Annotated in this window: 24 protein-coding genes; 5 read left to right on the top strand and 19 right to left on the bottom strand. The window is 72.1% G+C overall.

Going from position 1 to position 25,664, the window contains the following annotated elements; genetic code table 11:
• Positions 1 to 247: 247 nt before the first annotated feature.
• The 11 genes from rodA to ACYU7L_RS14135 form a co-directional block, all read right to left on the bottom strand.
• Positions 248 to 1,465 carry a rod shape-determining protein RodA gene (gene rodA, locus ACYU7L_RS14185; RefSeq protein WP_460797740.1) on the bottom strand — a complete coding sequence of 406 codons (1,218 nt, stop codon included), beginning with the start codon at positions 1,463 to 1,465 and terminating at the stop codon, positions 248 to 250.
• A complete protein-coding gene (gene mrdA / locus ACYU7L_RS14180; protein WP_460797738.1) occupies positions 1,465 to 3,591 on the bottom strand; it encodes a penicillin-binding protein 2 in 2,127 nt (708 codons plus the stop codon). The genes rodA and mrdA overlap by 1 nt, the downstream gene beginning before the upstream one ends.
• A 27-nt stretch (positions 3,592 to 3,618) precedes the next feature.
• Positions 3,619 to 4,131, bottom strand: coding sequence for a rod shape-determining protein MreD (mreD, locus tag ACYU7L_RS14175; protein ID WP_460797736.1), 513 nt, complete (start codon positions 4,129 to 4,131; stop codon positions 3,619 to 3,621).
• Between the two features lie 19 nt (positions 4,132 to 4,150).
• Positions 4,151 to 5,101, bottom strand: a complete 951-nt coding sequence (gene mreC / locus ACYU7L_RS14170; protein WP_460797734.1) for a rod shape-determining protein MreC — start codon at positions 5,099 to 5,101, stop codon at positions 4,151 to 4,153.
• Complete coding sequence (locus ACYU7L_RS14165) at positions 5,101 to 6,129, bottom strand: rod shape-determining protein (RefSeq protein WP_460797732.1); 1,029 nt, start codon at positions 6,127 to 6,129, stop codon at positions 5,101 to 5,103. The genes mreC and ACYU7L_RS14165 overlap by 1 nt, the downstream gene beginning before the upstream one ends.
• Before the next feature lie 120 nt (positions 6,130 to 6,249).
• On the bottom strand, positions 6,250 to 6,852 hold the full coding sequence (locus tag ACYU7L_RS14160; RefSeq protein WP_460797730.1) for a hypothetical protein: 603 nt from the start codon (positions 6,850 to 6,852) through the stop codon (positions 6,250 to 6,252).
• On the bottom strand, positions 6,852 to 8,681 hold the full coding sequence (locus ACYU7L_RS14155; RefSeq protein WP_460797728.1) for an alpha/beta hydrolase: 1,830 nt from the start codon (positions 8,679 to 8,681) through the stop codon (positions 6,852 to 6,854). Before ACYU7L_RS14155 ends, ACYU7L_RS14160 begins: the two co-directional genes overlap by 1 nt.
• On the bottom strand, positions 8,678 to 8,977 hold the full coding sequence (locus tag ACYU7L_RS14150; RefSeq protein WP_460797726.1) for a hypothetical protein: 300 nt from the start codon (positions 8,975 to 8,977) through the stop codon (positions 8,678 to 8,680). Before ACYU7L_RS14150 ends, ACYU7L_RS14155 begins: the two co-directional genes overlap by 4 nt.
• The gene (locus ACYU7L_RS14145) at positions 8,974 to 9,531 is read right to left on the bottom strand and encodes a hypothetical protein (RefSeq protein WP_460797724.1); all 558 of its coding nucleotides are present in this window, start codon (positions 9,529 to 9,531) and stop codon (positions 8,974 to 8,976) included. Before ACYU7L_RS14145 ends, ACYU7L_RS14150 begins: the two co-directional genes overlap by 4 nt.
• A gap of 80 nt (positions 9,532 to 9,611) precedes the next feature.
• Positions 9,612 to 10,019, bottom strand: a complete 408-nt coding sequence (gene ndk / locus ACYU7L_RS14140; protein WP_460797722.1) for a nucleoside-diphosphate kinase — start codon at positions 10,017 to 10,019, stop codon at positions 9,612 to 9,614.
• Between the two features lie 10 nt (positions 10,020 to 10,029).
• Complete coding sequence (locus ACYU7L_RS14135; protein ID WP_460797720.1) at positions 10,030 to 10,746, bottom strand: pyridoxamine 5'-phosphate oxidase family protein; 717 nt, start codon at positions 10,744 to 10,746, stop codon at positions 10,030 to 10,032.
• A gap of 70 nt (positions 10,747 to 10,816) precedes the next feature.
• On the opposite strand from ACYU7L_RS14135, the gene pdxR reads away from it, so the two are divergent.
• Entirely contained in the window at positions 10,817 to 12,151 is a 1,335-nt protein-coding gene (pdxR, locus tag ACYU7L_RS14130) for a MocR-like pyridoxine biosynthesis transcription factor PdxR (protein WP_460797718.1), read from the top strand.
• Between the two features lie 7 nt (positions 12,152 to 12,158).
• Here the strand turns inward: pdxR and ACYU7L_RS14125 are convergent, their stop codons facing one another.
• Positions 12,159 to 12,563 carry a DUF4233 domain-containing protein gene (locus ACYU7L_RS14125; RefSeq protein ID WP_460797716.1) on the bottom strand — a complete coding sequence of 135 codons (405 nt, stop codon included), beginning with the start codon at positions 12,561 to 12,563 and terminating at the stop codon, positions 12,159 to 12,161.
• On the bottom strand, positions 12,560 to 14,011 hold the full coding sequence (gene folC / locus ACYU7L_RS14120; protein WP_460797714.1) for a bifunctional tetrahydrofolate synthase/dihydrofolate synthase: 1,452 nt from the start codon (positions 14,009 to 14,011) through the stop codon (positions 12,560 to 12,562). Before folC ends, ACYU7L_RS14125 begins: the two co-directional genes overlap by 4 nt.
• Before the next feature lie 75 nt (positions 14,012 to 14,086).
• Here folC and ACYU7L_RS14115 point away from each other — a divergent pair, with 75 nt between their 5' ends.
• The 4 genes from ACYU7L_RS14115 to valS all read left to right on the top strand — a co-directional run bounded on the left by ACYU7L_RS14115 (position 14,087) and on the right by valS (position 20,337).
• Positions 14,087 to 16,018 carry a glycoside hydrolase family 9 protein gene (locus tag ACYU7L_RS14115; protein WP_460797712.1) on the top strand — a complete coding sequence of 644 codons (1,932 nt, stop codon included), beginning with the start codon at positions 14,087 to 14,089 and terminating at the stop codon, positions 16,016 to 16,018.
• 58 nt (positions 16,019 to 16,076) lie between these two features.
• Positions 16,077 to 16,556 carry a DUF4334 domain-containing protein gene (locus ACYU7L_RS14110; RefSeq protein WP_460797710.1) on the top strand — a complete coding sequence of 160 codons (480 nt, stop codon included), beginning with the start codon at positions 16,077 to 16,079 and terminating at the stop codon, positions 16,554 to 16,556.
• Complete coding sequence (locus ACYU7L_RS14105) at positions 16,553 to 17,641, top strand: NAD(P)-dependent alcohol dehydrogenase (RefSeq protein WP_460797708.1); 1,089 nt, start codon at positions 16,553 to 16,555, stop codon at positions 17,639 to 17,641. Before ACYU7L_RS14110 ends, ACYU7L_RS14105 begins: the two co-directional genes overlap by 4 nt.
• A 74-nt stretch (positions 17,642 to 17,715) precedes the next feature.
• Positions 17,716 to 20,337 carry a valine--tRNA ligase gene (valS, locus tag ACYU7L_RS14100; protein ID WP_460797706.1) on the top strand — a complete coding sequence of 874 codons (2,622 nt, stop codon included), beginning with the start codon at positions 17,716 to 17,718 and terminating at the stop codon, positions 20,335 to 20,337.
• Between the two features lie 82 nt (positions 20,338 to 20,419).
• Here the strand turns inward: valS and ACYU7L_RS14095 are convergent, their stop codons facing one another.
• The 6 genes from ACYU7L_RS14095 to ACYU7L_RS14070 all read right to left on the bottom strand — a co-directional run bounded on the left by ACYU7L_RS14095 (position 20,420) and on the right by ACYU7L_RS14070 (position 25,555).
• On the bottom strand, positions 20,420 to 21,205 hold the full coding sequence (locus ACYU7L_RS14095; RefSeq protein WP_460797704.1) for a hypothetical protein: 786 nt from the start codon (positions 21,203 to 21,205) through the stop codon (positions 20,420 to 20,422).
• A 124-nt stretch (positions 21,206 to 21,329) separates the two neighbouring features.
• The gene (clpX, locus tag ACYU7L_RS14090) at positions 21,330 to 22,613 is read right to left on the bottom strand and encodes an ATP-dependent Clp protease ATP-binding subunit ClpX (protein WP_460797702.1); all 1,284 of its coding nucleotides are present in this window, start codon (positions 22,611 to 22,613) and stop codon (positions 21,330 to 21,332) included.
• A gap of 112 nt (positions 22,614 to 22,725) precedes the next feature.
• Positions 22,726 to 23,334: an ATP-dependent Clp protease proteolytic subunit gene (locus ACYU7L_RS14085; protein ID WP_460797700.1), complete on the bottom strand. Its 609-nt coding sequence runs from the start codon at positions 23,332 to 23,334 to the stop codon at positions 22,726 to 22,728.
• A gap of 2 nt (positions 23,335 to 23,336) precedes the next feature.
• Positions 23,337 to 23,942 carry an ATP-dependent Clp protease proteolytic subunit gene (locus ACYU7L_RS14080; RefSeq protein WP_460798802.1) on the bottom strand — a complete coding sequence of 202 codons (606 nt, stop codon included), beginning with the start codon at positions 23,940 to 23,942 and terminating at the stop codon, positions 23,337 to 23,339.
• Positions 23,943 to 24,038: 96 nt separating this feature from the next.
• A complete protein-coding gene (locus tag ACYU7L_RS14075) occupies positions 24,039 to 24,512 on the bottom strand; it encodes an SRPBCC family protein (RefSeq protein ID WP_460797697.1) in 474 nt (157 codons plus the stop codon).
• Positions 24,509 to 25,555: an esterase/lipase family protein gene (locus ACYU7L_RS14070; protein ID WP_460797695.1), complete on the bottom strand. Its 1,047-nt coding sequence runs from the start codon at positions 25,553 to 25,555 to the stop codon at positions 24,509 to 24,511. Before ACYU7L_RS14070 ends, ACYU7L_RS14075 begins: the two co-directional genes overlap by 4 nt.
• Positions 25,556 to 25,664 lie beyond the last annotated feature (109 nt).

Raw genomic sequence — 25,664 nt, 5'->3', positions numbered from 1 at the left:
ATCACTCAAACAGACGGCACCGACATTGACCCCCTATCTGACCTGGTCTGATCTCGAATTGTGGACAACATTCGAAACTTTTTCTGGCAGCCCACTAACTGTCCACAGGGCCGGGTCACAGGTGGGGGTCTCGACGTCGGTTGCTGCGCAACCTGCTCGACCAGCGAGGGCACGTGGGGGTCTCGACGTCGGTTGCTGCGCAACCTGCTCGACCAACGAGGGGGTGCGCAAGCTGCTCGACCAGCGGTCAGCGGCCGACGAGCGAGCGCTGCTGCATGACGTAGCGCGTCGGCAGCGGGGCGGTGGAGCGCAGGTGGATGTTCTGGAGCAGGCCGATGGCGAGCATGCCGGCGAACATCGACGATCCGCCGTACGACACGAACGGCAGCGGCACACCGGTGACGGGCATGATGCCGAGGCACATGCCGACGTTCTGGAAGGCCTGGAAGCCGAACCAGCAGGCGATGCCGGCGGCCGCGACCCGGCCGAAGACGTCCTCGGACTGGACGGCGATCGCGAGCGCCCGCCAGATCACCACGCACATCAGCGCGATCAGCAGGCCCGCCCCGAGCAGGCCCAGCTCCTCGCCGGCGACGGTGAAGATGAAGTCGGTGTGCTGCTCGGGCACGAAGCCGGAGCGGGTCTGCGAGCCGTCAAAGAGGCCCTGACCGAAGAGCCCGCCGTTGCCGACGGCGATCCGGGCCTGCTCGACGTTGTAGCCGGCCCCGCGCGGGTCTAGGTCGGGGTTGGTGAAGGCCAGGAACCGGTCGACCTGGTAGTCCTTGAGGACGCCGGCGGAGATCCCCGCGACCGCGCCCGCGACGCCCAGCGCGAACAACCCGGCCAGCCAGCGCCGCGGGGCCCCGGCCACAGCCAGGACGCCGAAGACGGTGGCGGTGAGCACGAGCATGGTGCCGAGGTCAGGCTGGGAGAGGATGAGCGCGGCCGGTACGGCGGCGATCGCCAGCATGCCGATGACCTCGACCGTGCCGACGCTGCGCCGCCAGGAGCCCTCCATCCGCTCCGCGACCAGCAGCGCCATCGCGATGATGACCGCCAGCTTGGCGAACTCCGAGGGCTGGATCGACATCCCGCCGAGCTGCACCCACGACCGCGAGCCGTTGATCGTCGACCCCATCGCGAGGACCAGCACCAGCCCCACCAGCGAGGCGAGGTAGATCAGTGGCGCCACGATCCGCAGCCAGCGGTGGTCGGTGGCGAGCACGATCACCATCAGCACCAGGCCGATGGCCACGTTGACGAGCTGCTTCTTCAGGTAGGCGGTGGGGTCTCCCCCGGTCAGGTCCTCGCGCGTCGACGTGGCCGACCACACCAGCACCGTGCCCAGCAGCACCAGAGCGAGCACGGCGACCATGAGCACCCAGTCGACCCCGGGAGCCCGCAGCCGGCTCGAGGCCGGGCTGCTGGTCCCCCCGGCTCCGCGGACGGGCGTGCGCAGACTCATCAGCCCCTCCCCCTCGCCGGAGGCAGGATGGAGCCGTCGTCGGCGAACGTCGGGAGCTTCTCAGGCGGAGTGGTGCCGGGGATCGCGGCCTGGGCTGGTACGACGCGCTCGCCGCGCACGCCGTACAGCGCCTCCCAGATCTTGCGGATCGCGGGACCGGACGTGCCGGACCCGGTGCCGCCCTGGGAGACCATCATCACGACCACGTAGTCCTTCGAGTACGACGCGACCCACGAGGTCGACTGCTTGCCGTAGACCTCGGCCGAGCCCGTCTTGGAGCGCACCACGACGTCCTCGAGGGGGAAGCCACCCATCCGCCACGACATGGTGCCGACGCGGGTGACGCTCTTCAGGGCCCCGTCGATGTAGTCGATGACCTTCGCCGGGATGTCGATACGACCCGCCCGCTTCGGCTTGATCACTCGCTTGACCTGCCCGTCGGTGCCGACGATGGCCTTGCCGACCCGCGGCTCGTAGAGCGTCCCGCCGTTGGCCAGTGCGCCGTAGGCCCGGGCGAGCTGCAGCGGCGTCACGATCGTGTCGCCCTGACCGATCGCGAAGTTGACCGCGTCGCCGGCCCGGTAGGCGAACCCCTCGATGCAGAACTCGCGGGCGAACTTGTAGACGAAGTCGCTGGTCTTGTCGTCCTGCGGCTTGTCGGCGAGGCCGCAGTAGTAGTCCTTCTGCGACTCGTAGTAGGCGCGCTTCCAGCGCCGGTCGGCGATCCGGCCCGGTGCCTCGCCCGGCAGGTCGATCTCGGTCTCGGCACCGAAGCCGAACTCCTTGGCGACGTCGACCAGCGGGTCCTTGGCCGTGACGTCGGCGACGTCGGAGCCGAAGCGCTGCCAGTAGTCGTAGCCGATCCGGTAGAAGAACGTGTTGCACGAGACCTCGAGGGCCTTCGCGAAGCCGATGGAGCCGTAGGCGCCCGACTCGTAGTTCTTGAAGTCGCGGTTGCCGACCCGGAACGCCGACGAGCAGGCCAGCTGTGTGTCGGGCGAGTAGCCGTTGACCAGCGCCCCCGCGGTCATGAACGGCTTCCAGGTCGAGCCCGGCGCGAACTGCCCCTGGGTGGCCCGCTGCAGCAACGGGGTGCCGGCCCTCTCGGAGTAGAGCCGGCGCAGCTGGGTCTCGGTGATGCCGCCGACCCACACCTCGGGGTCGTACGTCGGCTGGCTGGCCATCGCGACGACGCGGCCGGTGTCGGCCTCGAGCACGACCGCGGCACCGGAGTCGGCGGCGTAGTTGCGCCCGGTCACCTCGTCACGGGTGGCTCGAGCCGTCTTGATCGTCTGCGCCAGCTGGCTCTCGACGATCCCCTGCACCTTCGCGTCGATCGAGGTGACGAGGGTGTCGCCCGGCTGGGCCTCGACCACGCCGTCGTCACCCAGCACCCGGCCCATCGAGTCGACCGCGACCCGGTTGTAGCCGGGCATGCCGCGCAGCCACGCGTCGTACTGCTTCTCGACGCCGGCGCGGCCCACGGACGAGGCCCCGTTGACGGAGTCGTCGTCGTCCTCCTGCGCAACGTCGAGCTCGTCCTCGGTGATCGGGCTGAGGTAGCCCAGCAGGTGCGCGGCGTTGACGCCGTAGGGCTGGGGGTAGGCGCGCACGCTCTGCTGCTCGGCCAGCACCGCGGGATAGTCCTCGGGCTGCTCCAGGATGCTCAGCGCCACGCTCTTCTCGACGTCGTAGGCCACCGGCACCGGCTGGTAGGGGGAGCCGTTCCAGCAGCTGCCCTCGACCGCCCCGGCATCACCGCAGTCGAGGAGCTTGGCGCGGATGCGCGCGGGCTTGAGCCCGACCGCCCGGCCGACCCGGGTCAGGAGCTCGGCCTGCGAGGGCTCGTCCAGCTTGCCGAGCAGGGTCCGGTCGATCGAGACCGCCCACGAGGTGCGGTTGGCCACCAAGGGGCGCCCCATCGCATCCACGATCAGCCCTCGCTGGGGCTGGACCACGACCTCGCGCACCGACTGCGAGGCGGCCTGGGCCTGATACTCCTCGCCGCCGAGGACCTGGAGGTACCACAGCCGCGCGAAGAGCGTGGCGAACAGCGACAGCACGAGGACCTGAACCACGATCAGCCGCAGCCTGCTGCGGCGCGCGGCGCGGTCGCGCTCAGTCATGGGAGCTCACCCTCGAGGTCATCGAGCTCATGCCGGCACCCGCCCGGGCTGGAGCCGGCTCAGCAGCGCCAGCATCGGCGGGAGGACGAACGGCGTGAGCACGACGTCCCAGGCCACCCCGATCGTGATGACCTGCAGGAGGTCCGGGACGCTCACGATCGGGTCCTTCAGCACCAGCCCGCTGAGCGCGAAGATCGAGGTGCCGACGAACGACGACGCGGCCACCGTCGCCACCACCGCGGCCACCGAGGGGCGCGCGTCCTGGCGCACCCGGCCCGCGACGTACCCCACGACCACCAGGGCGAGCGCCCACCGTCCGGCGACGTGGTCGGCGGGCGGGGCGAGGTCGAGGGCGACGCCGGCGAAGAAGCCGAGGACGGCGGCGGCCTGGGGCCCCCGGCTGAGAGCGGTCGCCACGACGACCAGCAGGCACAGGTTGGGGACGACCCCCTCCCAGGCGACGTGGGAGAAGACCGTCACCTGCAGCACGACGGCCGCGACCACGGCGAGCGCCGCAAGCCCGATGCGCGCGGCCCTCACGCCGCCACCTGCCGGGCGCTCAACCGACGCTCCCGTCGGCCTCGATCACGTCGCGGTCGCTGCGCGTCCCTGAGGCGACCACCACGCCGACCAGGTCGAGGGCGCTGAAGTCGACGAAGGGGTCGATCACCGCGCGCCGCGACGTCTCGCGCGGGCTGCTGTAGACCTGGGTGACCCGACCGATCGGGATGCCCGGGAGGTACGGCGCACCGCCGTCGCTGCCCCAGGTGACGACGACGTCGTCCTCGGCCGGCACGACCGCACCGTCGACCAGCTCCAGATCGAGGCGGCCCTCGTCGCCGATCACCCCCCGCCCTCGCAGGAAGCCGACCTCCATCGACCGACCGACCCGGCCGCCGACGACCGAGTCGGCGTCGAGCACGAGCAGGACGGTGGCCGTGGTCCGGGTGGCGCGAAGCACCCGGCCGACTAGGCCGTCGTTGTTGAGCACGGTCATGTCGGCGTCGATGCCGGCGTCGGTCCCGGCGTCGATGGTGACGGTGCGGGAGAACGACTGCATCGGGCCCAGTGCGATCACGCGCGCGGGCACCAGCGCATGCCCGCCCTTGCGTGCGGCGGCGGTGAGCCCGTCGAGCTCGGCGAGCCGGTTGCGGTCCAGGTCGCTGGTGGCCACCTGCTGGCGCAGCGCAGCGTTCTCCGCCTCGAGCGCGGCGAGGTCGGCCTGCAGGGCGTCCTTGGAGCGGAACCAGTCCGGGACGGAGGTGAAGGGGCGTACGACGCCGGCCGTCACCGACTCGACGGGGCCGAGGGCCTCCCCCACCATCCGGCGGGCCGGCTCGAGCGGCGAGTCGGACCCGCCGCGGGCGTCGAGCGTGATCAGGCTCAGGCTGGCCAGCACCAGCGCGACGATCAACGCGCGCGAGGGGCGGTGGCGCGCGTCGAGCCGGTCGAGGCCGCGCCAGCGCTTCTCGCGGTCGACGCCGTCGCGGCGCAGGTCGGGTCCGGCCATCAGAACCGCCGGGGCTCGGAGACGAGGACCTGCTGGAGGGCCTCGAACTCCTCGACGCACTTGCCGGCCCCCAGGGCCACCGAGGTCAGCGGGCTCTCGGCCACGTGGACCGGCATGCCCGTCTCGTGACGGATGCGCTCGTCGAGCCCGCGCATCAGGGCGCCGCCGCCGGTCAGCACGATGCCGCGGTCCATGATGTCGCCGGCCAGCTCGGGGGGCGTCTGGTCGAGCGTGGCGCGCACGGCGTCGACGATCGCGTGCAGCGGCTCCTCGAGCGCCTGGCGCACCTCCGCGCTGGAGACCACGACCGTGCGCGGCAGGCCGGAGACCATGTCGCGTCCCCGGATCTCGGCCTCGGGCTCCTGGGGCAGCGGGAACGCCGACCCGAGGGTCATCTTGATCTCCTCGGCGGTGCGCTCCCCCAGCATCAGGGAGTACTCCTTCTTCATCCAGGCGATGATCGCCTGGTCGAGGTCGTCGCCCGCGGTCCGCACGCTCAGGGACGTGACGATGCCGCCCAGAGAGATCACCGCGACCTCGGTGGTGCCGCCGCCCACGTCGACGACCATGTTGCCGGTGGCCTCGTGGACGGGCAGGCCGGCGCCGATCGCGGCCGCCATCGGCTCCTCGACGATGTAGACGCGGCGCGCGCCCGCCTGGTAGCCGGCCTCCTTGACCGCACGCTGCTCCACCGCGGTGATGCCGCTCGGCACGCAGATCACCATCCGGGGCTTCGCGAAGTAGCGGCGGCGGTGGACCTGGCGGATGAAGAAGCGCAGCATCTGCTCGGTCGCCTCGAAGTCGGCGATCACGCCGTCCTTGAGCGGGCGGATGGCGGTGATGTTGTCGGGGGTGCGACCGATCATCCGCTTGGCCTCGTGGCCCACGGCGAGGATCTCGTTGGTGCTGGAGTTCAGTGCGACGACCGACGGCTCGTCGAGCAGCACGCCCTTGCCCCGGACATAGACCAGGGTGTTGGCGGTGCCGAGATCCACGGCCATGTCGCGGCCGATGAAGCTATTCGCCATGCCGTCATGCCTCGCAGGTCGACTCGTCTGGGGAAGGGTGGGCGACCCGACAGTCGACCCTCGACGAGGGTAAGAGGCGCGAGCCCGCGTTTGTGGCAGGACACGCTCGACCCGCTGGCCCTACCCCAGATCGAGCGGGTCGCTCCCCTGCCGCTCGCCCCACGCCTCACGCTGGTCCTCCGGCACCTCGACGCACCGTCCCCGCAGGCCCACCACGACGAAGTGGTCCTTCCCGGCGTACTCCGTGAGCTGGACCCGGACGTCGCTGTCGTCGCGGGTGGCGGTCACGACGGTCCGCTCCCCCTCCGCGCTCGGCTCGTCCAGCACGTAGCCGTCGTCCTCCAGAGCCGCACCGAGTCGCTCGATGACCGTCCGCTCGCCCAGCCCGTCGAGGCGCGCGGAGGCGCCGTAGGAGAAGTCGCGATAGGTCCAGTCGGGGCCGGCCGTGGTGCAGCCCTCGAACCGACTGTCGCTGCCTGCGACCTGAGCATCGACGCGCCGGGCCAGGGACGGGATCAGCTCACCGGCGCGGGCGCGCACGTCGTCCCGCTGCTGCTCCAGCCGTTGCGCCGCGTCCACCGTGTCGTCCTCCTCCGTGCATCCCGTCAGCAGTCCGCCGAGCAGGATCGCGACCAGCACGCCTGCGACGCGCACCCGTACGGCGTACCTGCGTCCCCTCGTCGCAGTCGGCCCCATCAGCACTGCTCCATCATCCTTGCCCATCACCGTTGCCTGGTCCGGCCGGCCCCGGGGGTGCGGTCCCACTCCGGGTCGGTCGGCTCTCCCAGGAGCGGATCGTAGGTGTGCTCGGCCCGCTCCACGTCGTCGTAGTCGGCGTTGACGATCTGGGCGATGTTGGCGAGTGACTCGGAGTCGTGGTCGAAGTACTTCGAGTGGTCCTCCAGCGAGTTCCAGAAGTCGGGGCGCACCAGGTCGCGGTCCACCGCCTCCGCCTGGAAGCGCTGGGCGCCGAAGTCGTCGCTGCTGGGGTCGTTGCCGAGGCCGAGTCCGGTGTTGCCGAGGTTGACCCAGCCCTGGTCGCCCAGCATCGCCACCGCGTCGCGGCTGTTGCGGCCCACCCAGACGTGGTCATCGCCCACCCCCAGGTCCTCGGCGCGGTGAGCGCCGTCACCAGCTCCGGGGCTGCCGACCAGGACGATGTCGTCGGCCGCCAGTCCGTCTCCCGTGGCGGCGTGCCCGGTCGTGGTCGAGCCATAGCTGTGGCCGATGACGGTGATGTGGGCAGGGTCCCCCTCCCGTGAGGTGCGCAGCCCGTCGACCATGTCGGACAGCCGCTCGCCACCTTGGCGGGCCAGGTGCTCGCTGACCACGGAGTAGCCGTCCACCCCGTCCACGAAGTTGTCGGGCGCGTCATAGCCGATCCACAGCATCGAGGCCGTCGAGGAGGCCCCGTCGTCGGCGCGGGCGGCCTCGTAGACGCTGACCGCGCGGTCCGCCAGGCCCGGTGCGCTGGCGGCGTCGGTGCCGAGTCCCGGCACGGTCACGGCGATGTTCTGAGCCGTGGCGAGGTCGCCCACGGCGACCGCGACGCGACCGTCGCCGCCGAACGCGTCGGGGTCATAGACGTAGAGCTGGGCCGGGACCTGGTCGAAGGTGCGCGGGTCGACCGTGTCGGCCATCCTCCTCAGCGCCTGGTCGGCGGCGCGGGCGTTGCGCAGCGCCGCCTCCTCGTCGCGGGTGAGCAGGTCCTGGTCCTCGAGCATCTCGAGCTCGTGGAGGTCCCGGGCCAGCGAGACCCGGTTGGCCTCGTCGCGTGCGCCCGGGGGCACCCCGTCGCGATTGCCGATCGAGCCCGGCGACGCGTGGACGAGGGCTCGTCGCTGTGCGGGCGTGAGCGATGCCCACCACGCGCTGACCTCCTGCGCGGAGGCCCCGGTGGGCGGCATCGTGTCGAGCGCGCGGTCGGCCGGATCCTCCACTCCGCCGTAGCGCCGGCGGACCTGGTCGAGCGTCATCGCGGCGTCCAGCGCCGCCACCATCGTGCGCTCCTCGGCGCTCACGTCCTCGACCCAGTCGTCGCGGGACGTCTCGAAGGCACGGACCCGTCGTGTCAGGCGCCGAGCGTCGTCCTGGAGCGCCTCGATGGTCGAGGCCTCAGCCGTCCCGGCGCCGGCATCGTCCGTGTCCCGGACGCGCTGCCAGAGCTGGGTGATGTCGCGGGACAGCTCGGCGCGCTCGTCGACCAACGCCGCGCGACGAGCGACGAGGCGGGTCATGACCTGCGCGTGCGCATCGCCGACCCGCACCACCCGGCGCAGCGCCAGCGACATCGCGTCGGCCAGCGCACCCGGCTCCCTGATCGCAGCGTGGTAGGAGACCGCTGCGTCCCCCTCCCAGCTGGGCACCCGGGCCGAGCCCGCCACGAACGTGCCGAGGTCGTCAACCTGGGCGCCGGCCGCGCCGAGGTCGCGGACGAAGATCTCGATCGACGCCACGTCGACGTCCAGCGGCGGTGGCGGCGACGGCCGCGCGGGGATCACGATCTCGGCCGTGGCCGTCCCACCGGACGCCCCACCCGACGTCGTGCTCACCGCAGCTCCGCGAGGTACGACGCCAGCGCGAGGCCTGCGTCGGCGACGGCGCCGTCGGTCTCCAGGTAGTCGCGGATCGAGTCGCGCAGCCCGTCCGCACGGGTCTCGGCCTCGTCGGCCAGCGACTGGACGTGTCGCTGCCAGGCGGCGGTGAACCGACCGGCCGCGCCGGCCACGTCCTTGGTGAACCCGCTGGTCGGCGCATCCCCGATCTGGGTGGCCGCAGAGGCGAGGTCGAGGTGCTGCTCGTCCCAGTCGCGCGACGCGGTGCCGACCTGGAGCGGGACGACCTTCATCGCCCTCCCTCCAGCACCAGGCGGGCCACACCCGGCCCGACCTCCACCGCCTCGGAGAGCACCTCGCACATCAGGGCACCGGCTCCGGCGGCCTGGGTGGCCCGGAGGACGAGCCCGTCCCCGGAGGCCGCGAGGCGATGGACCCCACCATCCGTGCGATCGACGCGCCAGCCCTCCTCGTGGAGCACGGCGGCCAGGCGCGACAGGACCGCCGCGCCGTCGCCGGTGTCCGCGACGAGCCGGCTGCGTGCCTCGACCGTCCCCATCGCGGGTCCGGCCACGAGGGACTCACTCCGCGCGCGCAGCACCACCGCGGGGTCGTCCCCCGCACGGGCCCAGAGCCGGTCGACCGTCGCGGCCACGCGCCGCAGGAGGTCGTCGACCAGCCCGCGCGCGGTCTCCGGATCGGGAGCGGGCGTCGACTCAGCCGAGCCCGTCTCGCCCGACACACGTGGCGCGGAGGGCAGCAGGACGATGTCCACGTCCGGGTGCCGTCGGCGGACCGCCGCCATGAACGGGTCCTGGATCGGCCCCGAGTGTCGCTCCAGCTTCATGGCGGTGATGCTGCCCGTGGTCGACCTCGTCAAACAGCGAGACCGACCGCCTGTGGATCAGAGGCTGATCAGAGGCTCTGTCAGAGGTTGGGGAACCAGATCGCGATCTCCCGCTCGGCCGACTCCTCGGAGTCCGAGCCGTGCACGAGGTTCTCGCGGTTGGAGATGCTGAAGTCGCCGCGGACCGAGCCGGGCGTGGCCTTGCGGCCGTCGGTGGCTCCGTTGATCTGGCGCACGATCTCGATCGCGTGCGAGCCCTGGAGGACGAGCGCGACGAGCGGACCGCTCGTGACGAAGTCGCGCAGCGGCGGGTAGAAGTCCTTCTCGACGTGCTCGGCATAGTGAGCGTCAGCGATCGAGGCGTCGATGTGACGCAGCTCCATGGCGGCCACCTGCAGGCCCTTCGCCTCGTAGCGGGCCAGCACCGTGCCGATGAGGCCTCGGGCGACGGTGTCGGGCTTGAGAAGGACCAGGGTGCGCTGCGTCATGCGAGGCAGCCTAGCGAGCCCCCAGGGAGAGGGCACGACTGCGTACGTCGAGCGGCACCGGCCCACTCGCATCCGGAGCGGGGATCGGGGCCTCCGCCACCAGACGCACCGGCAGATGACCACCCCAGACGCCCGCCGCGATGTCCTCCGGGTCGTCCCCGGGACCGCCCGCTCGCTCCTTCATCGATGCCTCGTGCAGCGGCAGGGCCAGGACCGCGGTCGCGGCGAGCTCCTTGCGGGTGCTGGGCCGCAGGGTCGCCGTACGGCCCGGGACCATGTGGTCCACGATCAGCTCCAGAGCCCGGTCCTTCTCCGCCGCGTCGTCGACGAGCCGAGGTGTCCCGATCACGACGGCGGAGCGGTAGTTCATCGAGTGGTGGAACGTCGAGCGCGCGGTCACCAGCCCGTCGAGCACGGTGATGCCGACGCACAGCACCGACCCGGGTGCCCGGCGGACCCACCCGGCGGCCACCGACCCGTGCACGTAGAGCGTGCCGCCCTCGTCCGGGCCGTCGGGGTCGACGCCGAACGCGGCCGGCAGGACCACCGGGTGCTCGCCGGCGTCCACGGCGAGGTGGCACAGCAGTGCCTGGTCGAGCAGGTCCCACAGCGCCGAGCGGTCCGTTACCGCCCGGTTGCGCCCCCGGGTGACGGTCGTGCGCGCGCTCGGCGACAGCGGGGCGGGATCGGGCGTGGCAGCAGGGACGGCTGCAGGAGTGGAGGTCACCTCGATATCGTCGTCTGGGAGTGGCCTAGTGTCACGAGCCAATTCCATCCGACTCGAACAGGACACTTCTGTGGCAGCCACCACTCTGGCATTGCGCTTGGACCGCGACCTGCCCACTGCGCTGGCTGTCCAGCTCTCCGACCAGGTGCGCAACGCGGTCCTCAGCGGCGCCGTGGCCAGGGGCGATCGGCTGCCCAGCAGCCGGGCGCTGGCCGCCGACCTGGGCATCTCGCGCGCGGTCGTCGAGCACGCCTACGACCAGCTGCTGGCGGAGGGCTGGCTGCTGAGCCGGCGCGGCGCCGGCACCTTCGTCGCGACAGCCTCTGTCCCTGCGAACGCGCCCGCGCCACGCACTCCTGCCCCGCCGGCGCCGGACCTGGTCCGGCTCGACACCGGCACCCCCTGGATCGACCCCCGGCACGTCGCCGGTTGGCGCCGGGCCTGGCGCGAGGTCTCGGCGGCCCGGCCTCCCGCCAGCTACGGCGACGCCCGCGGGCTGGCCGACCTGCGCCGGGCGCTCGCCGACCGGCTGGCGCGGACCCGGGGGCTGGTCTGCGACCCCGACGAGGTCGTGGTGACCCACGGGACCACCGACGGCCTGCGGCACCTGCTCGCCGCGCTCCCCGACGGACCGATCGCCGTCGAGGACCCCGGCTACCGCGCGGCGGTGCGCACGGTCCAGGCCGCCGGTCGGGCGGTGGTCGACCTGCCCGCGCTGCGTCCGGTCACCTCATTGGCGGGTGTCCGTGCTGCCTACGTCACGCCCGCCCATCAGCACCCGCTCGGCGCGGTGATGTCCGGTCCCGACCGGCTCGCCCTGCTCGCGGCGGCCCGGGCGGCCGATGCGGTGGTGGTCGAGGACGACTACGACTCCGAGTTCCGCTACGACGTGGCTCCGGTGCCTGCGCTCGCCGCTCTCGACCGCGACCGGGTCTGCTATCTCGGCACCGCGTCGAAGTCGGTCTCCCCCAGCCTGCGCCTGGGCTGGATGGTCCCACCGCCCCGACTGCTCGACGTGATCAACGAGCACCGCGCGAGCGCCCACGAGGGGGCCTCCTGGCCGGCCCAACGCGCCCTGCTGTCGATGCTGCGCGACGGGTACGTCGACCGGGTCGTCCGCTCGGCGCGCCGGGTCTACGCCGAGCGGGCCCCGCGGGTCGCGGCCGCGCTCGCGCCGTACGGCGAGGTCGAGGGGCAGCCCGCGGGGATGTACGCGAGCGTCGTGATGGACCCGGGCGCCACCGAGCGGGCACGCGCCTGTGCCCAGGACGCCGGCTTCGACGTCCCACGGTTGGCCGACTACTGCCGCAGCAGCACGCTCGACGGGCTCGTCGTCGGCTTCGGCGGGTGCACCGACGAGCAGCTGGACGCCGCGCTCGCCGCCCTGCGCCGGGGACTGGACTGAGGAGGCCTCAGGCCCCGTGCTGCGCCTCGAAGGCGGCGTACGCCTCGGCCCGCTCGCGCTCGATCTTGCGGCCCAGGAAGTCGGCCATGCCCCACAGGAGAGCGAAGACCGCGCCCAGGAAGAACATCAGCGGGATCACGAAGCCCAACGCGATCGCGGCCGCCTGGACCACCCACCCGGCGGTGTAGGCCCACGGGGCGCGCAGCATGCCGGCGAGCAGCAGGCACACGGCGGTGAGCCCCAGTCCGACCGCCAGCGCCGGACCGAGCGCGACGTCGGCGATCGTCACCATCACCGGGGTGGTGAGGCCCAGCGTGATCGCCTCGAGCGCCAGGATCGCCGCGCACATGCCGCGGCGCGGGGACCGGGCCGGGGGCGCGCCCACAGGAGGGTTCTCGGCGTTCTCGCTCATCCGCGTCCCTTCAGCATCGTGCGGGCCTCGCCCACCGTGACCACGGACCCGGTCACCAGGACCGCGCCCGAGCCGATCGAGTCACCGAACGCCTCTCCGGCCTCGGCCAGGGTCGCGGCGGCCTCGATCGCGTCGGCGAGACGCGGGGCCACGCTGACCCGGTCGGGGCCGTAGATCTCGCGCGCGGCGGCAGCGAGACGCTCGGCGCTCATCGCGCGTGGGGTGGAGTTTTGGGTGCACACGACGTGGGCCAGGTGCGGCTCGAAGGCCGCCAGCAGCCCCTCGTGGTCCTTGTCGTCCATCACGCCGAGCACGCCGATGAGCGGGTGGAACGTGAACGAGTCCTCGATCGCCGCCGCCGTCGCCGCCGCGCCGTGGGGGTTGTGGGCGGCGTCCAGCACGACGGTGGGGCTGCGCCGGATGATCTCCAGACGGCCCGGCGAGGTCACCTCTGCGAACGCCTCGCGGACCAGGTCCTCGTCGAGGGTCTCGTCACCCGCGAACGCCTCGACGGCCGCCAACGCCATCGCGGCGTTCTGCGCCTGGTGGGCGCCGAACAGCGGCAGGAACACGTCGTCGTAGCGGCCGCGCAGGCCCTGCAGCGAGACCATCTGTCCCCCGAGGGCCGCAAGACGCGAGATGACGCCGAAGTCGACGCCCTCGCGGACGACCGACGCCCCGACCTCGGCGGCCCGGTCGAGCAGCACGGCGGCGACGTCCTCGCTCTGCTGGGCCAGGACGGCGGTCGCGCCGGGCTTGATGATCCCGGCCTTCTCCACCGCGATCTCCACGGCCGTGTCGCCCAGCCAGCGGGCGTGGTCGACAGCAACCGGGAGGACCACGGCGACGGACCCGTCCGCGACGTTGGTCGCGTCCCAGCTGCCGCCGAGGCCGACCTCGACCACGGCCGCGTCGACGGGGGCGTCCGCGAACGCGGCGTAGGCCATGCCCACGACCGTCTCGAAGAACGACAGCGGGTGGTCCTGGTCGGCGTCCACCAGGTGGGTGTAGGGCGCGACGTCGTTGAAGGCCCGGACGAACGCCTCGTCCGACAGCGGCTCCCCGTCGAGGCTGATCCGCTCGTTGATCTCCTCGACGTGGGGGCTGGTGAAGCGACCGGTGCGCAGCCCGCGGGCGCGCAGCAGGGCGTCGATCATCCGCGAGGTCGAGGTCTTGCCGTTGGTGCCGGTCAGGTGGATCACCGGGTAGCCGCGCTGCGGATCGCCGAGCAGCTCGGTGAAGGCTGCGATCCGGTCCAGCGACGGCTCGAGCCGGGTCTCCGGCCAGCGCGAGAGCAGGGCGTCCTCGACCTCGGCGACGGTCTCGGCGGCGCGCGGCTGCTCCGGGGCGGTCGGCTGCTCCGGGGCGGTCGGCTGCTCCGGGGCGGTCGGCTGCTCCGGGGCGGGAGTGCGGGGGGTCGGGCCGGTGGCCGGGTCAGAGTCATTCATCGCCTGGAAGTCTAGGCGTCGAACGTCGCCGGGATCGGATCGGTGGCCGGCCGCGATCAGTGGCAGGCTCGGTCCATGCCCGCACCCGACCTCGCGTCCCGTCGTCGCCGCCTGCCCAGCGCGCTCGTCGCGACACTCGCCGGGGCGCTCGCGCTCTCCCTCACCGCGCCGGGGCCGGACGCCGCGACGGCCGGCGAGCCCGCCGCCGACCCTGCTGTCGCCGCGGTGCGTGTCAACCAGGTGGGCTACCTGGCCGACGACCCCAAGCGGGTCTTCGTGATGACCCGCGCCGACGTGCCGCAGGCGTCGTACGACCTCGTCCGGCCGGACGGCTCCGTCGCGGCGACCGGCGCGGTAGGAGCCGACACCGGGCGCTGGAGCGAGCGCTGGCCGCAGGTCCGCGTGCTCGACCTCGGGGCTGTCACCACCCCTGGCCGCTATCGCGTGGTGCTCGGCGACGGGCTCTCGGGCGAGTCCCCGTGGTTCACGATCGGATCGGGCGAGGACCTCTACGCCCCCCTCGTCGCCAACGCCGTGCGCTTCTTCCAGGCCCAGCGCGACGGCCGGCAGGTCATTCCCTCGGTGATGCGGCGCCGCCCGAGCCACCTGCACGACCGCCGGGCCCGGGTGCACCTGCCGCCGACCTACCGCCGGGGGCGGCTCGTCGGCGACCTCCGCGCCACCGGCCGCACCGCCGACGTGAGCGGCGGCTGGTTCGACGCGGGCGACTACCTGAAGTTCGTCGAGACCACGAGCTATGCCGACGTGCTGCTGCTCAGCGCCGCCCGCGACGCGAGCAGCCCCCACCCAGCACTCGAGCGCGAGGCGCTCTTCGGCGCGCGGTGGCTGGACCGGATGTGGCTGGACCGGAGCCGACAGCTGCTGCACCAGGTGGGCCTCGGCGACGGGCGCCCGGGGCTGCTCGGCGACCACGACCGCTGGCGGCTGCCCGAGGTCGACGACCGGCTCCCCGCCGGCCCGCGCGCGGCCACCCGCTACCTCGCAAGGCGACCGGCGTTCGTGGCCAACGCCCCGGGCGAGCAGATCAGCCCCAACCTCGCCGGCCGCACGGCCGCCGCGTTCGCCCTCTCTGCTCAGCTGCTCGCGGACACCCGGCCGGCGCAGGCCCGCACGTGGCTGCGCAAGGCGCGGGCCGTGCTCGCGAGCGCCCGCACGCGGGGCGTCCGCCGGCTCGTCACGACCGCGCCGCACTCCTACTACGAGGAGGACGAGTGGCGCGACGACCTCGAGCTCGGCGCCACCGAGATCGCCCTGGCCGGGCAGGCGCTCGGGGCGTCGCGGCCCGTGCAGCGCCGCGACCTGAAGCAGGCGGCGCGCTGGGCGAGGGCCTACCTCACCGGCCCCCACCACGGCTGGTTCACGCTGGCGCGCGACGACCAGAGCGCCCTCGCCCACGCCGACCTGGCCCGAGCCATCGTGGAGGCGAGGGTCCGTCCCCGGCTCGCGGTCACCCGCGCCGACCTGGTGGGCGACCTTCGCTACCAGCTGCGGATCGCCGAGCGACGCTATGCCGCGCCGCTCGGCTTCGGCGGCGACGAGGACCCGGGCGCCGACTTCGCCCTGGGCGTGGCGGTCACCGAGCGGCTCTACCGCGACCTGTCCGGCGACGCGTCGTACGCCGCCCTCGGCGCGCTGCAGCGCGACTGGGTGCTCGGCACCAACGCGTGGGGCACCTCGCTGGTCGTGGGCGCCGGGACGACCTACCCGCGCTGCCCGCACCACCAGGTCGCCAGCCTCGTCGGGGCAGCCGGCGGGTCCGAGCTGCTCGGCGCCGTCTCCAACGGCCCCTCGGCCGCGGGCGACTTCCAGGGCATCGGTGCTCCAGGCGACTACGCCCCGGCCTGCCCAGCATCCGGAGGCAACCCGTTCGCGGAGTACGACGGGCAGGGAGCGCGCTACCTCGACGACGTCCGCGCCTGGTCGGCCACGGAGCCGGCGCTGGACTACGTCGCGGTGTCCCTGCTCGCCTTCGCCCAGCAGCGCTGAGAGGAGGCGGTGGGACAGGTCCGTGACAGCATGACTGTCAACGTCTAGGTTGACGACCATGACCCACGTCACCTCGACTCGCGAGCGCTTCGACGCCCTGCGGGCCGCTCCCAGCGCCGACCCCACCGACCTGGACGCCCTCTGGGCCGACCTCGAGCCCCTCACCGTCGAGGAGATCCTCGGTCCCTGGCGCGGCGGCGACTTCGCCACGGGCCACGTCGCGAGCAAGGTCCTGGGCAAGGTGAGATGGCACGGCAAGCGCTTCGACGCTCCGCTCGAGGCCCATCCGCTGATCTGCCGCGACGCCGAGGGCGCGCTCTACTCCAACACCGAGGCGGCCGGGGGCGGGCTGGCGTCACTGTGGCCGGTGGGCTTCCGCGGCGAGGTGACGGCCACGATGGTCTATGACCGGATGCCGGTCCTCGACCACTTCAAGCGCGTCGACGCCGACACCCTGATGGGGATCATGAACGGCAAGCTCGAGGCCGCCTTCGGGGTCGCCGACCTCTACTACTTCTGGCTGGAGACCGACCGATGAGGACTACGGCGCTGGTCAACGAGACCCCGTCCGGTGACTTCACCCCGCAGGAGGTGGACCTCGACGGGCCGCGCGCCGGCGAGGTGCTCGTCCGGATCGTCGCCACCGGCCTGTGCCACACCGACATCTCGGTGCGCGACACGCTCCCCGCGGAGATGTTCCCCCGCATCCTGGGCCACGAGGGTGCGGGCGTCGTCGAGGAGGTCGGCGCGGGCGTCGACGGCATCGCCACCGGCGACCACGTCGTGCTGAGCTTCGCCTCCTGTCGCGACTGCTCCCGTTGCGCCGCCGGCATGCCCGGCTACTGCGAGAAGACGGTGGAGCTCAACTACCTCGGCTTCCGCGACGACGGGTCCACGACCTACACCCGCGACGGAGCGCTGGTCTACGGCTCCTTCTTCGGGCAGAGCAGCTTCGCCCGGCACGCCATCGCCGGCGCGGGCAACGTCGTGGTCGTCGACCCGGCGCTCGATCTCTCCCGGCTCGGCCCCTACGGCTGCTCGTTCCAGACCGGAGCCGGCACCGTCCTCGACGTTCTGGCCCCCGGCTCCGAGGACAGCCTCGCCGTGTACGGCGCGGGGGCCGTCGGCCTGGCCGCCATCGCAGCGGCGGCCGGCTCCGGCGTGGGCACGATCGTCGCCGTCGACCCGCAGGCCAGCCGCCGCGAGGTCGCCGCGTCGTACGGCGCACTCACCGTCGACCCGACCGAGGGCGGCGTCGCCGACCGCGTGCGTGAGATGACCGGCGGGGGTTCCTCGCACGCGATCGACACCACCAGCCTCCCCGCCGTCATCAAGGAGGGCGTCCAGGCGTTGCGCCCGCGCGGCACGATGGCCACGCTGGGGCTCGGCGCCGCCGAGTTCACCCTCGACGCGGTCGACCTGATGATGCACGGCAAGACCGTCCGGGGCGTGGTCGAGGGCGACGCCGACCCCCTGGAGATGGTGCCGCGGCTGCTCGCTCTGGCGGCCGCCGGCCGCTTCGACGTCGACCGCCTGGTGACCCCCTACCCGTTCGCGGAGATCGGGCGCGCGATCGCCGACTCCGAGGCTGCTCGCGTCGTCAAGCCGGTCCTGGTGTGGTGAGAGCCTGCGGCGCTTGACGCCCGGGAGCGGATCGGGTTATCCGGTCAGCGAACCTCGTGCGTAACATTCCACGCATGACCGAGACCCCGCAGCCTCCCGACCTGTCCCCGACGGCGCCGTCCCCGCGCGCTGTCGACGTACCGGACAAGCCGGCGCTCGAGGGTCTCGAGTCCACCTGGGCACAGCGGTGGAAGGAGCAGGACACCTACCGCTTCGACCGCACCCAGCCGCGGGAGAACGTCTACTCCATCGACACTCCCCCGCCCACCGTGTCCGGATCGCTGCACGTCGGGCACGTCTTCTCCTACACCCACACCGACCTGATCGCGCGCTTCCAGCGGATGCGCGGCAAGACCGTCTTCTACCCGATGGGCTGGGACGACAACGGCCTGCCCACCGAGCGCCGGGTGCAGAACTACTACGGCGTGCGCTGCGACCCCTCGCTGCCCTACGACAAGGACTTCACTCCCCCGGCCAAGCCGGACCCCAAGAAGCAGGTGTCGATCAGCCGGCCCAACTTCGTGGAGCTGTGCGAGGAGCTCGTCGAGCAGGACGAGGCGGTCTTCGAGTCGCTGTGGCGCACGCTGGGACTGTCGGTGGACTGGAAGGAGCACTACACGACGATCGGGCCCAAGGCCCAGACCGTCAGCCAGCGCGCCTTCCTGCGCAACTTCGCCCGTGGCGAGGCCTACCTGCAGGAGGCCCCCACCCTGTGGGACGTCACCTTCCAGACTGCGGTGGCCCAGGCCGAGCTGGAGGCGCGTGAGTACGCCGGCGCCTACCACCGGGTCGCCTTCCACCGCCCGGACGGCACGCCGCTGCACATCGAGACGACGCGTCCCGAGCTGATCCCGGCGGTGGTCGCGCTGATCGCCCACCCCGACGACGAGCGCTACGCGTCGCTGTTCGGCACCACCGTGACCTCCCCCGTCTTCGGCGTCGAGATCCCCGTGCTCGCCCACCCCGCCGCCGAGCCCGACAAGGGCGCCGGCATCGCGATGTGCTGCACGTTCGGCGACCTCACCGACGTCCAGTGGTGGCGCGAGCTGCAGCTGCCCGTCCGCACGGTGGTGGGCCGCGACGGCCGGCTGCTGCGCGACACTCCGGAGTGGCTCGCCGGCGACACGGCCGCGGCCGCCTACGAGGACCTCAAGGGCAAGACCACCTTCAGCGCGCGCGAGGCGATGGTGGCCAAGCTGCGCGAGTCCGGCGACCTCGACGGCGAGCCCAAGCCGACCCAGCGGATGGCGAACTTCTACGAGAAGGGCGACAAGCCCCTCGAGATCGTGGCCACCCGGCAGTGGTACATCCGCAACGGCGGCCGCGACACCGACCTGCGCAACGACCTGGTCGCGCGCGGCAACGAGATCACCTGGGCGCCGGCCCACATGAAGCACCGCTACGACAACTGGGTGGGTGGCCTCAACGGCGACTGGCTGGTCTCGCGCCAGCGCTTCTTCGGCATCCCGTTCCCGGTCTGGTACCCCCTCGACGCGGAGGGCGAGCCCGACTACGCCCACCCGCTGATGCCGTCCGAGGCCGAGCTGCCCGTGGACCCCTCGACCGACGCTCCGCGCGGGTACGACGAGAGCCAGCGCGGCAGGGCCGGCGGCTTCATCGGCGACCCCGACGTCATGGACACGTGGGCCACCTCGTCGCTGACCCCGCAGATCGCGGGCGGCTGGGAGTCCGACCCGGACCTGTTCGGTCGCGTCTTCCCCTTCGACCTGTGCACCCAGGGTCACGACATCATCCGCACCTGGCTGTTCTCCCGCGTCGTGCGCGCCCACCACGAGCACGGCGTCGTGCCGTGGTCGCACGCGATGATGTCGGGCTTCGTGATGGACCCCGACCGCAAGAAGATGTCGAAGTCCAAGGGCAACGTCGTGGTCCCGACCGACATCCTCGACAAGTTCGGCGCCGACGCCGTCCGCTGGCGCGCCGCGATGGCCCGCCCGGGCCTGGACTCGCCCTTCGACGAGGCCCAGATGAAGGTCGGTCGCCGCCTGGCGATGAAGGTGCTCAACGCCTCCAAGTTCGTCCTCGGCGGCGTCGGCGCGAGCCAGCTCAACCACTTCGAGGTCAGCGACGCCGTCGACTGCGCCCTGCTCGGCCGGCTCGCGGTGGTCGTCGAGAAGGCGACCGACGCGCTGGTCGCCTACGACTACACCACCGCGCTGGAGACGGTCGAGAAGTTCTTCTGGGAGTTCTGCGACGACTACCTCGAGCTCGTCAAGGAGCGTGCGTACGACGAGGAGGGCGGCGCCTCCACCGCGTCCGCTCGGGCGACCCTCGCCATCGCCCTGCACACCCAGCTCCGGCTGCTCGCGCCGTTCCTGCCCTACGTGACCGAGGAGGTCTGGTCGTGGTGGCAGGAGGGCTCGGTGCACCTGCAGGCCTGGCCCGTGACCACCGACCTCGGGGCCGCCGCGGCCGCCGAGGGGAGCACGCTCGACGCCGTCGCCGCCACGCTGGCGGGGATCCGCGGCGCCAAGTCGCAGGCCAAGGTCTCCATGCGCGCCGAGCTGTCGCGGGTCGAGGTCCGTGGGCCCGCGGCCGCCGTCGCCGCTGCCGAGTCGGCCGCCGACGACCTGCGCCGTACCGGCCGGATCACCGGGGAGCTGGTCTTCACCGAGGACGAGAGCGCCAACGAGATCACGGTGACCGCCGACCTCGCCGAGCCCCCCACCACCTGACCCGTCAGAAAATCACACTGACCCGTCAGAAGATGCTCGCCACCGAGCAGCTTCTGACGGGTCAGTCGTAGGTGGAGACGGGTCAGCGGTGGTGGCTGCGCCCGCGCCCGCCACTGTCGTACCCGTAGCCGTGCCCGTGACTCGGACCACCGTTGCTGTGTCCATAGCCGTAGCCGCGGCCCGGATGGCCTGCGTTGCCACGGTCGTGGTTGTCACGCCCGCCGTAGCCGTGGGTGCCGTATCCGTATCCGCTGCTTGCGTACCCGCTGCTTCCGTGGCTGCCATATCCGTGGCTGCCGGGCCCGCGCCCGTATCCCCTGCCACGGTCCCCAGGCGCGGATCCGGCGCTGACGGCGCCGCCACCGTATGCGCCGTAGCCCGGCGCAGGCTGCGGGTACGACGGACGCTCCGGCCCGCGGCCCCGCCCCGGAGAGGTAGAGCCCGGAGAGGTAGAGCCGGTCCCCGGAGCGGGCGAGCCGAGGTTCGGAGCGACCGGCGCGGGCGATGAGCTCTGGGGTGCCTGCGGCGGGACGGTCAGCGCCAGGCCGCCGGAGGGGGCGCCGATGCCCTTGTCACGCGACTGCGGCTTCATCTGGGGGCGCGGCGCACGCGCCCTCTCCACGGGCTCCGAGACCTCGGCCTGCTTCGGCTGGGCCACAGGCTCCCGAGGCGCGGGCACCTGGGCCTGCACGCTCGCCGGCGGGGAGATGTCCGGCACGAGGTGAACCCCGGCCGCGATCACCGTGGGGATGGCCACCCGGATGGTCCGGGACAGAGCGTCACTGCGAATGGCGTGCCCCATCACCAACATGCACGCCAGCGTCACCAGGACGAAGGCGAACAGCGGGCGTTTGTGCTCGGCACTCACCGGGGCGGGCCTCTCCACGAGAAAAGAAGGACGACAGTCTCCAGTCTCCCGGTTCCGACGCGGAGGCTCAAAGATTCAGACGCGCCGACTAGACCGGGCCGAATCGGCCCTGCAGCCCTTCAGGTCAGGCGGACTTCTTCTTCTTCGTCTCGTCCTGGCGCAGCACCAGGGTCGGCGCGACGTCGTCGGTCACCACGTCTCCGGTCACGATCACCTTGGCGACATCGCCGCGGGAGGGGACCTCGTACATGACGAGGAGGAGGACCTCCTCGATGATCGCGCGCAGACCTCGGGCGCCCGTGCCACGCTCGAGCGCCTTGCCGGCGATGGCGTCGATGGCGTCCGATGTGAACTCGAGCTCGACCCCGTCGATGTCGAAGAGCTTCTGGTACTGCTTGACCAGCGCGTTGCGCGGCTCGGTCAGGATCTGCACCAGCGCCTCGGTGTCCAGCTTGTTGACGCTCGCGATGAGCGGCAGGCGACCGATGAACTCCGGGATCAGCCCGAACTTCGTGAGGTCCTCGGGGCGGACCAGCGCGAGCAGGTCCTCCTCCTTGCGCTCGGCGGCACCCCGGATCTCGGCGGTGAAGCCCAGCGTCTTCTTGCCGACCCGCTGCTCCACGATGTGCTCCAGACCGGCGAAGGCCCCACCCACGATGAAGAGGATGTTGGTCGTGTCGATCTGGATGAACTCCTGGTGCGGGTGCTTGCGCCCGCCCTGGGGCGGCACCGACGCCGTGGTGCCCTCGAGGATCTTGAGCAGCGCCTGCTGGACTCCCTCCCCGGACACGTCACGGGTGATCGAGGGGTTCTCCGCCTTGCGGGCCACCTTGTCGATCTCGTCGATGTAGATGATGCCCGTCTCGGCCTTCTTGACGTCGTAGTCCGCCGCCTGGATCAGCTTGAGCAGGATGTTCTCGACGTCCTCACCGACATAGCCGGCCTCGGTCAGCGCGGTGGCGTCGGCGATCGCGAACGGCACGTTGAGCATGCGGGCCAGCGTCTGGGCGAGGTAGGTCTTGCCGCAGCCGGTCGGGCCGATCACGAGGATGTTGGACTTGGCCACCTCGACGGTCTCGTCCTTGCTGTGCTTGCCACCACCGGGCAGCACGCCGGCCTGGACCCGCTTGTAGTGGTTGTAGACGGCCACGGCGAGCGACTTCTTGGCCTGCTCCTGGCCGATGACGTAGGAGTTGAGGAACTCGAAGATCTCGCGCGGCTTGGGGAGCTCGTCGAGACCGACCTCGCTGCCCTCGCTGAGCTCCTCCTCGATGATCTCGTTGCAGAGGTCGATGCACTCGTCGCAGATGTAGACGCCCGGTCCGGCGATCAGCTTCTTGACCTGCTTCTGACTCTTTCCGCAGAAAGAGCACTTGAGCAGGTCGCCTCCGTCACCAATGCGTGCCACGGGCGGTCATCCTCCGATTCGGCCGGCGGGGGTGCCGGCGGTCGTACATCGCGCTTGTCGACGGTACCTCGTGCCGCCCCCAGAACGGGGGCGGACACGGGGTTCCGTCATGTCAGACCAGGGCCTGGGTGTCCTTCAGTGACTCCAGGACGGAGTCGATCAGGCCGTACTCGACCGCCTGCTCAGCAGTCAGGATCTTGTCGCGCTCGATGTCGCGGCTCACCTGCTCCATGTCACGACCGCTGTGCTCGCTGATCATCTTCTCGAGCAGCTCACGCATGCGGAGGATCTCGTTGGCCTGGATCTCGATGTCCGAGGTCTGGCCGAAGGTGCCCTCGGTGTAGGGCTGGTGGATCAGGATCCGGCTGTTGGGCAGCGCGAGACGCTTGCCCGGGGTGCCGGCCGCGAGCAGGATCGCCGCGGCGGAGGCCGCCTGACCCAGGCACACGGTCTGCACGTCGGGCTTGATGAAGCGCATCGTGTCGTAGATCGCGGTGAGCGCCGTGAAGGAGCCGCCCGGGCTGTTGATGTAGATGCTGATGTCCTGGTCGGGGTTCATCGACTGCAGGCACAGCAGCTGGGCGATGACCGCGTTGGCGACGTCGTCGGAGATCGGCGTGCCGAGGTAGATGATGCGCTCTTCGAAGAGCTTGGCGTAGGGGTCGATGCGGCGGAACCCGTAGGAGGTCCGCTCTTCCCACTGGGGGATGTAGTAGTTCATGCTCAGTCCTTCTGCCGGGCCGGGCGGCCCTCGTCGGCGGCCTCTCGGCTGCTGCGGATCACCTTGTCGACGAGGCCGTACTCCAGCGCCTGGTCGGCGGTGAACCAACGGTCGCGGTCCGCGTCGGCGATGACCTGCTCGACCGGCTGGCCGGTGTGCTCGCTGATGAGGTCGAGCAGCACCTTCTTGATGTGCAGCGACTGCTGGGCCTGGATCTTGATGTCGGAGGCCGACCCGCCCATGCCCGAGGAGGGCTGGTGCATCATGATCCGCGAGTGCGGCAGGGCGTAGCGCTTGCCCTTGGTGCCGGCACACAGCAGGAACTGGCCCATCGACGCGGCCAGGCCCATCGCGACGGTCGCGACGTCGTTGGGGATGTAGTTCATGGTGTCGTAGATCGCCATGCCGGCGTCGACGGAGCCGCCGGGGCTGTTGATGTGCAGGAAGATGTCGGCTTCGGGGTCCTCGGCCGACAACAGCAGCAGCTGGGCGCAGATCGCGTTGGCGTTGGCGTCCCTGACCTCGGAGCCGAGGAACACGATCCGCTCACGGAGCAACCGCTGGTAGATGTGGTCGTCGAGCCCGTAGGCCGAGGCGCCGCCGTTCATCTCGGGGTGCGTGGATGTCTGGGTCACGGAAGCGACACTAGCCCGTGGATCCCCCAGTTCCACGGCTTATCCCGCACTGTTCGCCATCAGCAGATTTCAGCGCTCCACGCTCGCCCGGAACCGGCCGACGCTGTCCTGCATCGCGGCCTCGAGCTCGTCGGCGTGCTGATCACTGCCGCCGAGCGCCAGGGGCGCGAACAGTCGGCTCAGCAGGGTGAGTCCTTGCGGCACCGGACGGCGGTGCACGACCCGGGTCCCGTCGCCCTCCGGCGTCAGCTCCCAGATCCACCGCGCCCCGCTCGACGTGGTGTCCCACGCGAGGACCCGCCCGGGCTCGAGCTCGGCGACCACGTTGCGGGTCGGCCACACGGCGAGCTTGCGGCGGTTCACGCCGAGGTACCACTGGCCCCGGCGGAGTCCGCCCGGGCGCAGCGCCACCATCCGGACCAGCTCGGAGCTCCACTGCGGCATCCGCGACAGGTCGCTGAGGACCTCCCACACCCGCTCCGGCGGTGCGTCCACGAACGTCTCGGCGCGCAGCTCGCGAGAGGCTGCCGGGGAGGAGGTCATGCGAGCCAGTCTCGCAGAGCGCGGTGGACACCGGGAGGGTTGCGCAGCGTGAAGTGATCGGTCCCGCCGAGGTGCACGGCGTCCGCGCCGGGGAACAGCTCGCCCTCCGCGCCCGCTCGCCGCCGGCTGGGGCGTCCGTAGGCCGAGGGCACCTGCACCAGGAGGTCGCCCACGACGGCGCCGAGGAGGTGGCGCGGCGACCGGGTGAGCGTCGCGGAGACCAGGCGGTAGCGCGCGTGCGGCAGCGGCGCGACGTCGTGGGCGAGCCCGGCGACGAGATCGTGGATGCCGACCGAGCGGTGGTCGAGGATCCGGCCGAACGCCGCCGCCTCGGGCAGGCGCGCCAGCATCCGGCTGCCGTGCCCCAGCCCCTGGGCGATCGGAGCGCCGAGATGCGGCGTGCCGAGGGTGACGACGTCGGTGACCCGGTCGGTCCAGGACCGCTCGCCCGGCGTCGCGACGGCTCCCCCGGCGCGGATGACGAGCCCGCCGAGCGAGTGTCCGACGCGCGCGATCCGCGCGACGCCGGTCAACCATGCCCCGACCAGCCGCTGCATGAGCGTCGCCAGCTCCACGCCGTTCTCCCGCAGCGACAGCCCGGTGTTGGCGCGCAGGAACACCGGGGTCCAGCCCCGCTCGGCCAGCATCTCGCCGTACGTCGTCCCGAGCCGGCCGCGGCCCAGTCGCCAGTAGTCCTCGTTCTCGCACAGGCCGTGCAGGAAGACCACGATCCGCCCGGTGGCGTCCGGGAACGCCTCGCGCAGCCCCGGCTCGTCCAGCCCGACGTCACGGCCGCCGGCGCGCACCGACATCGAGATGGCCAGCGGCTGGCGCTCGCGGTGGAGACGGTCCCCGAGGAGCCCGAGGGCGGCCGCCTGCAGCGCGAGGCTGGTGCCGGCAGCGGCGGGCGCGGCCAGGGCGCGGTGGGCGGGCTCGGGGATCCGGGAGCCGCCTCGGGTCGGGCGCCGCAGCGCTGCGTGCAGCCGGTCGGCCCAGGCCCGGTGGGTGTCGCGGGCCGTGGCGAGCACGAGCTCGTCGCTCACCTGGGCCAGCAGCGCGAGCGCGTGGAGCAGACCGGGGGCGTCGGTGGCGCTAGACGGGGACCGTGAGGAGGCATCCCCCGGGCATGGGAAGTCTGTGGACCCGTGTCAA

Source organism: Nocardioides pacificus (assembly GCF_054775955.1).
This window is presented reverse-complemented; position numbering and strand designations above follow the sequence as displayed.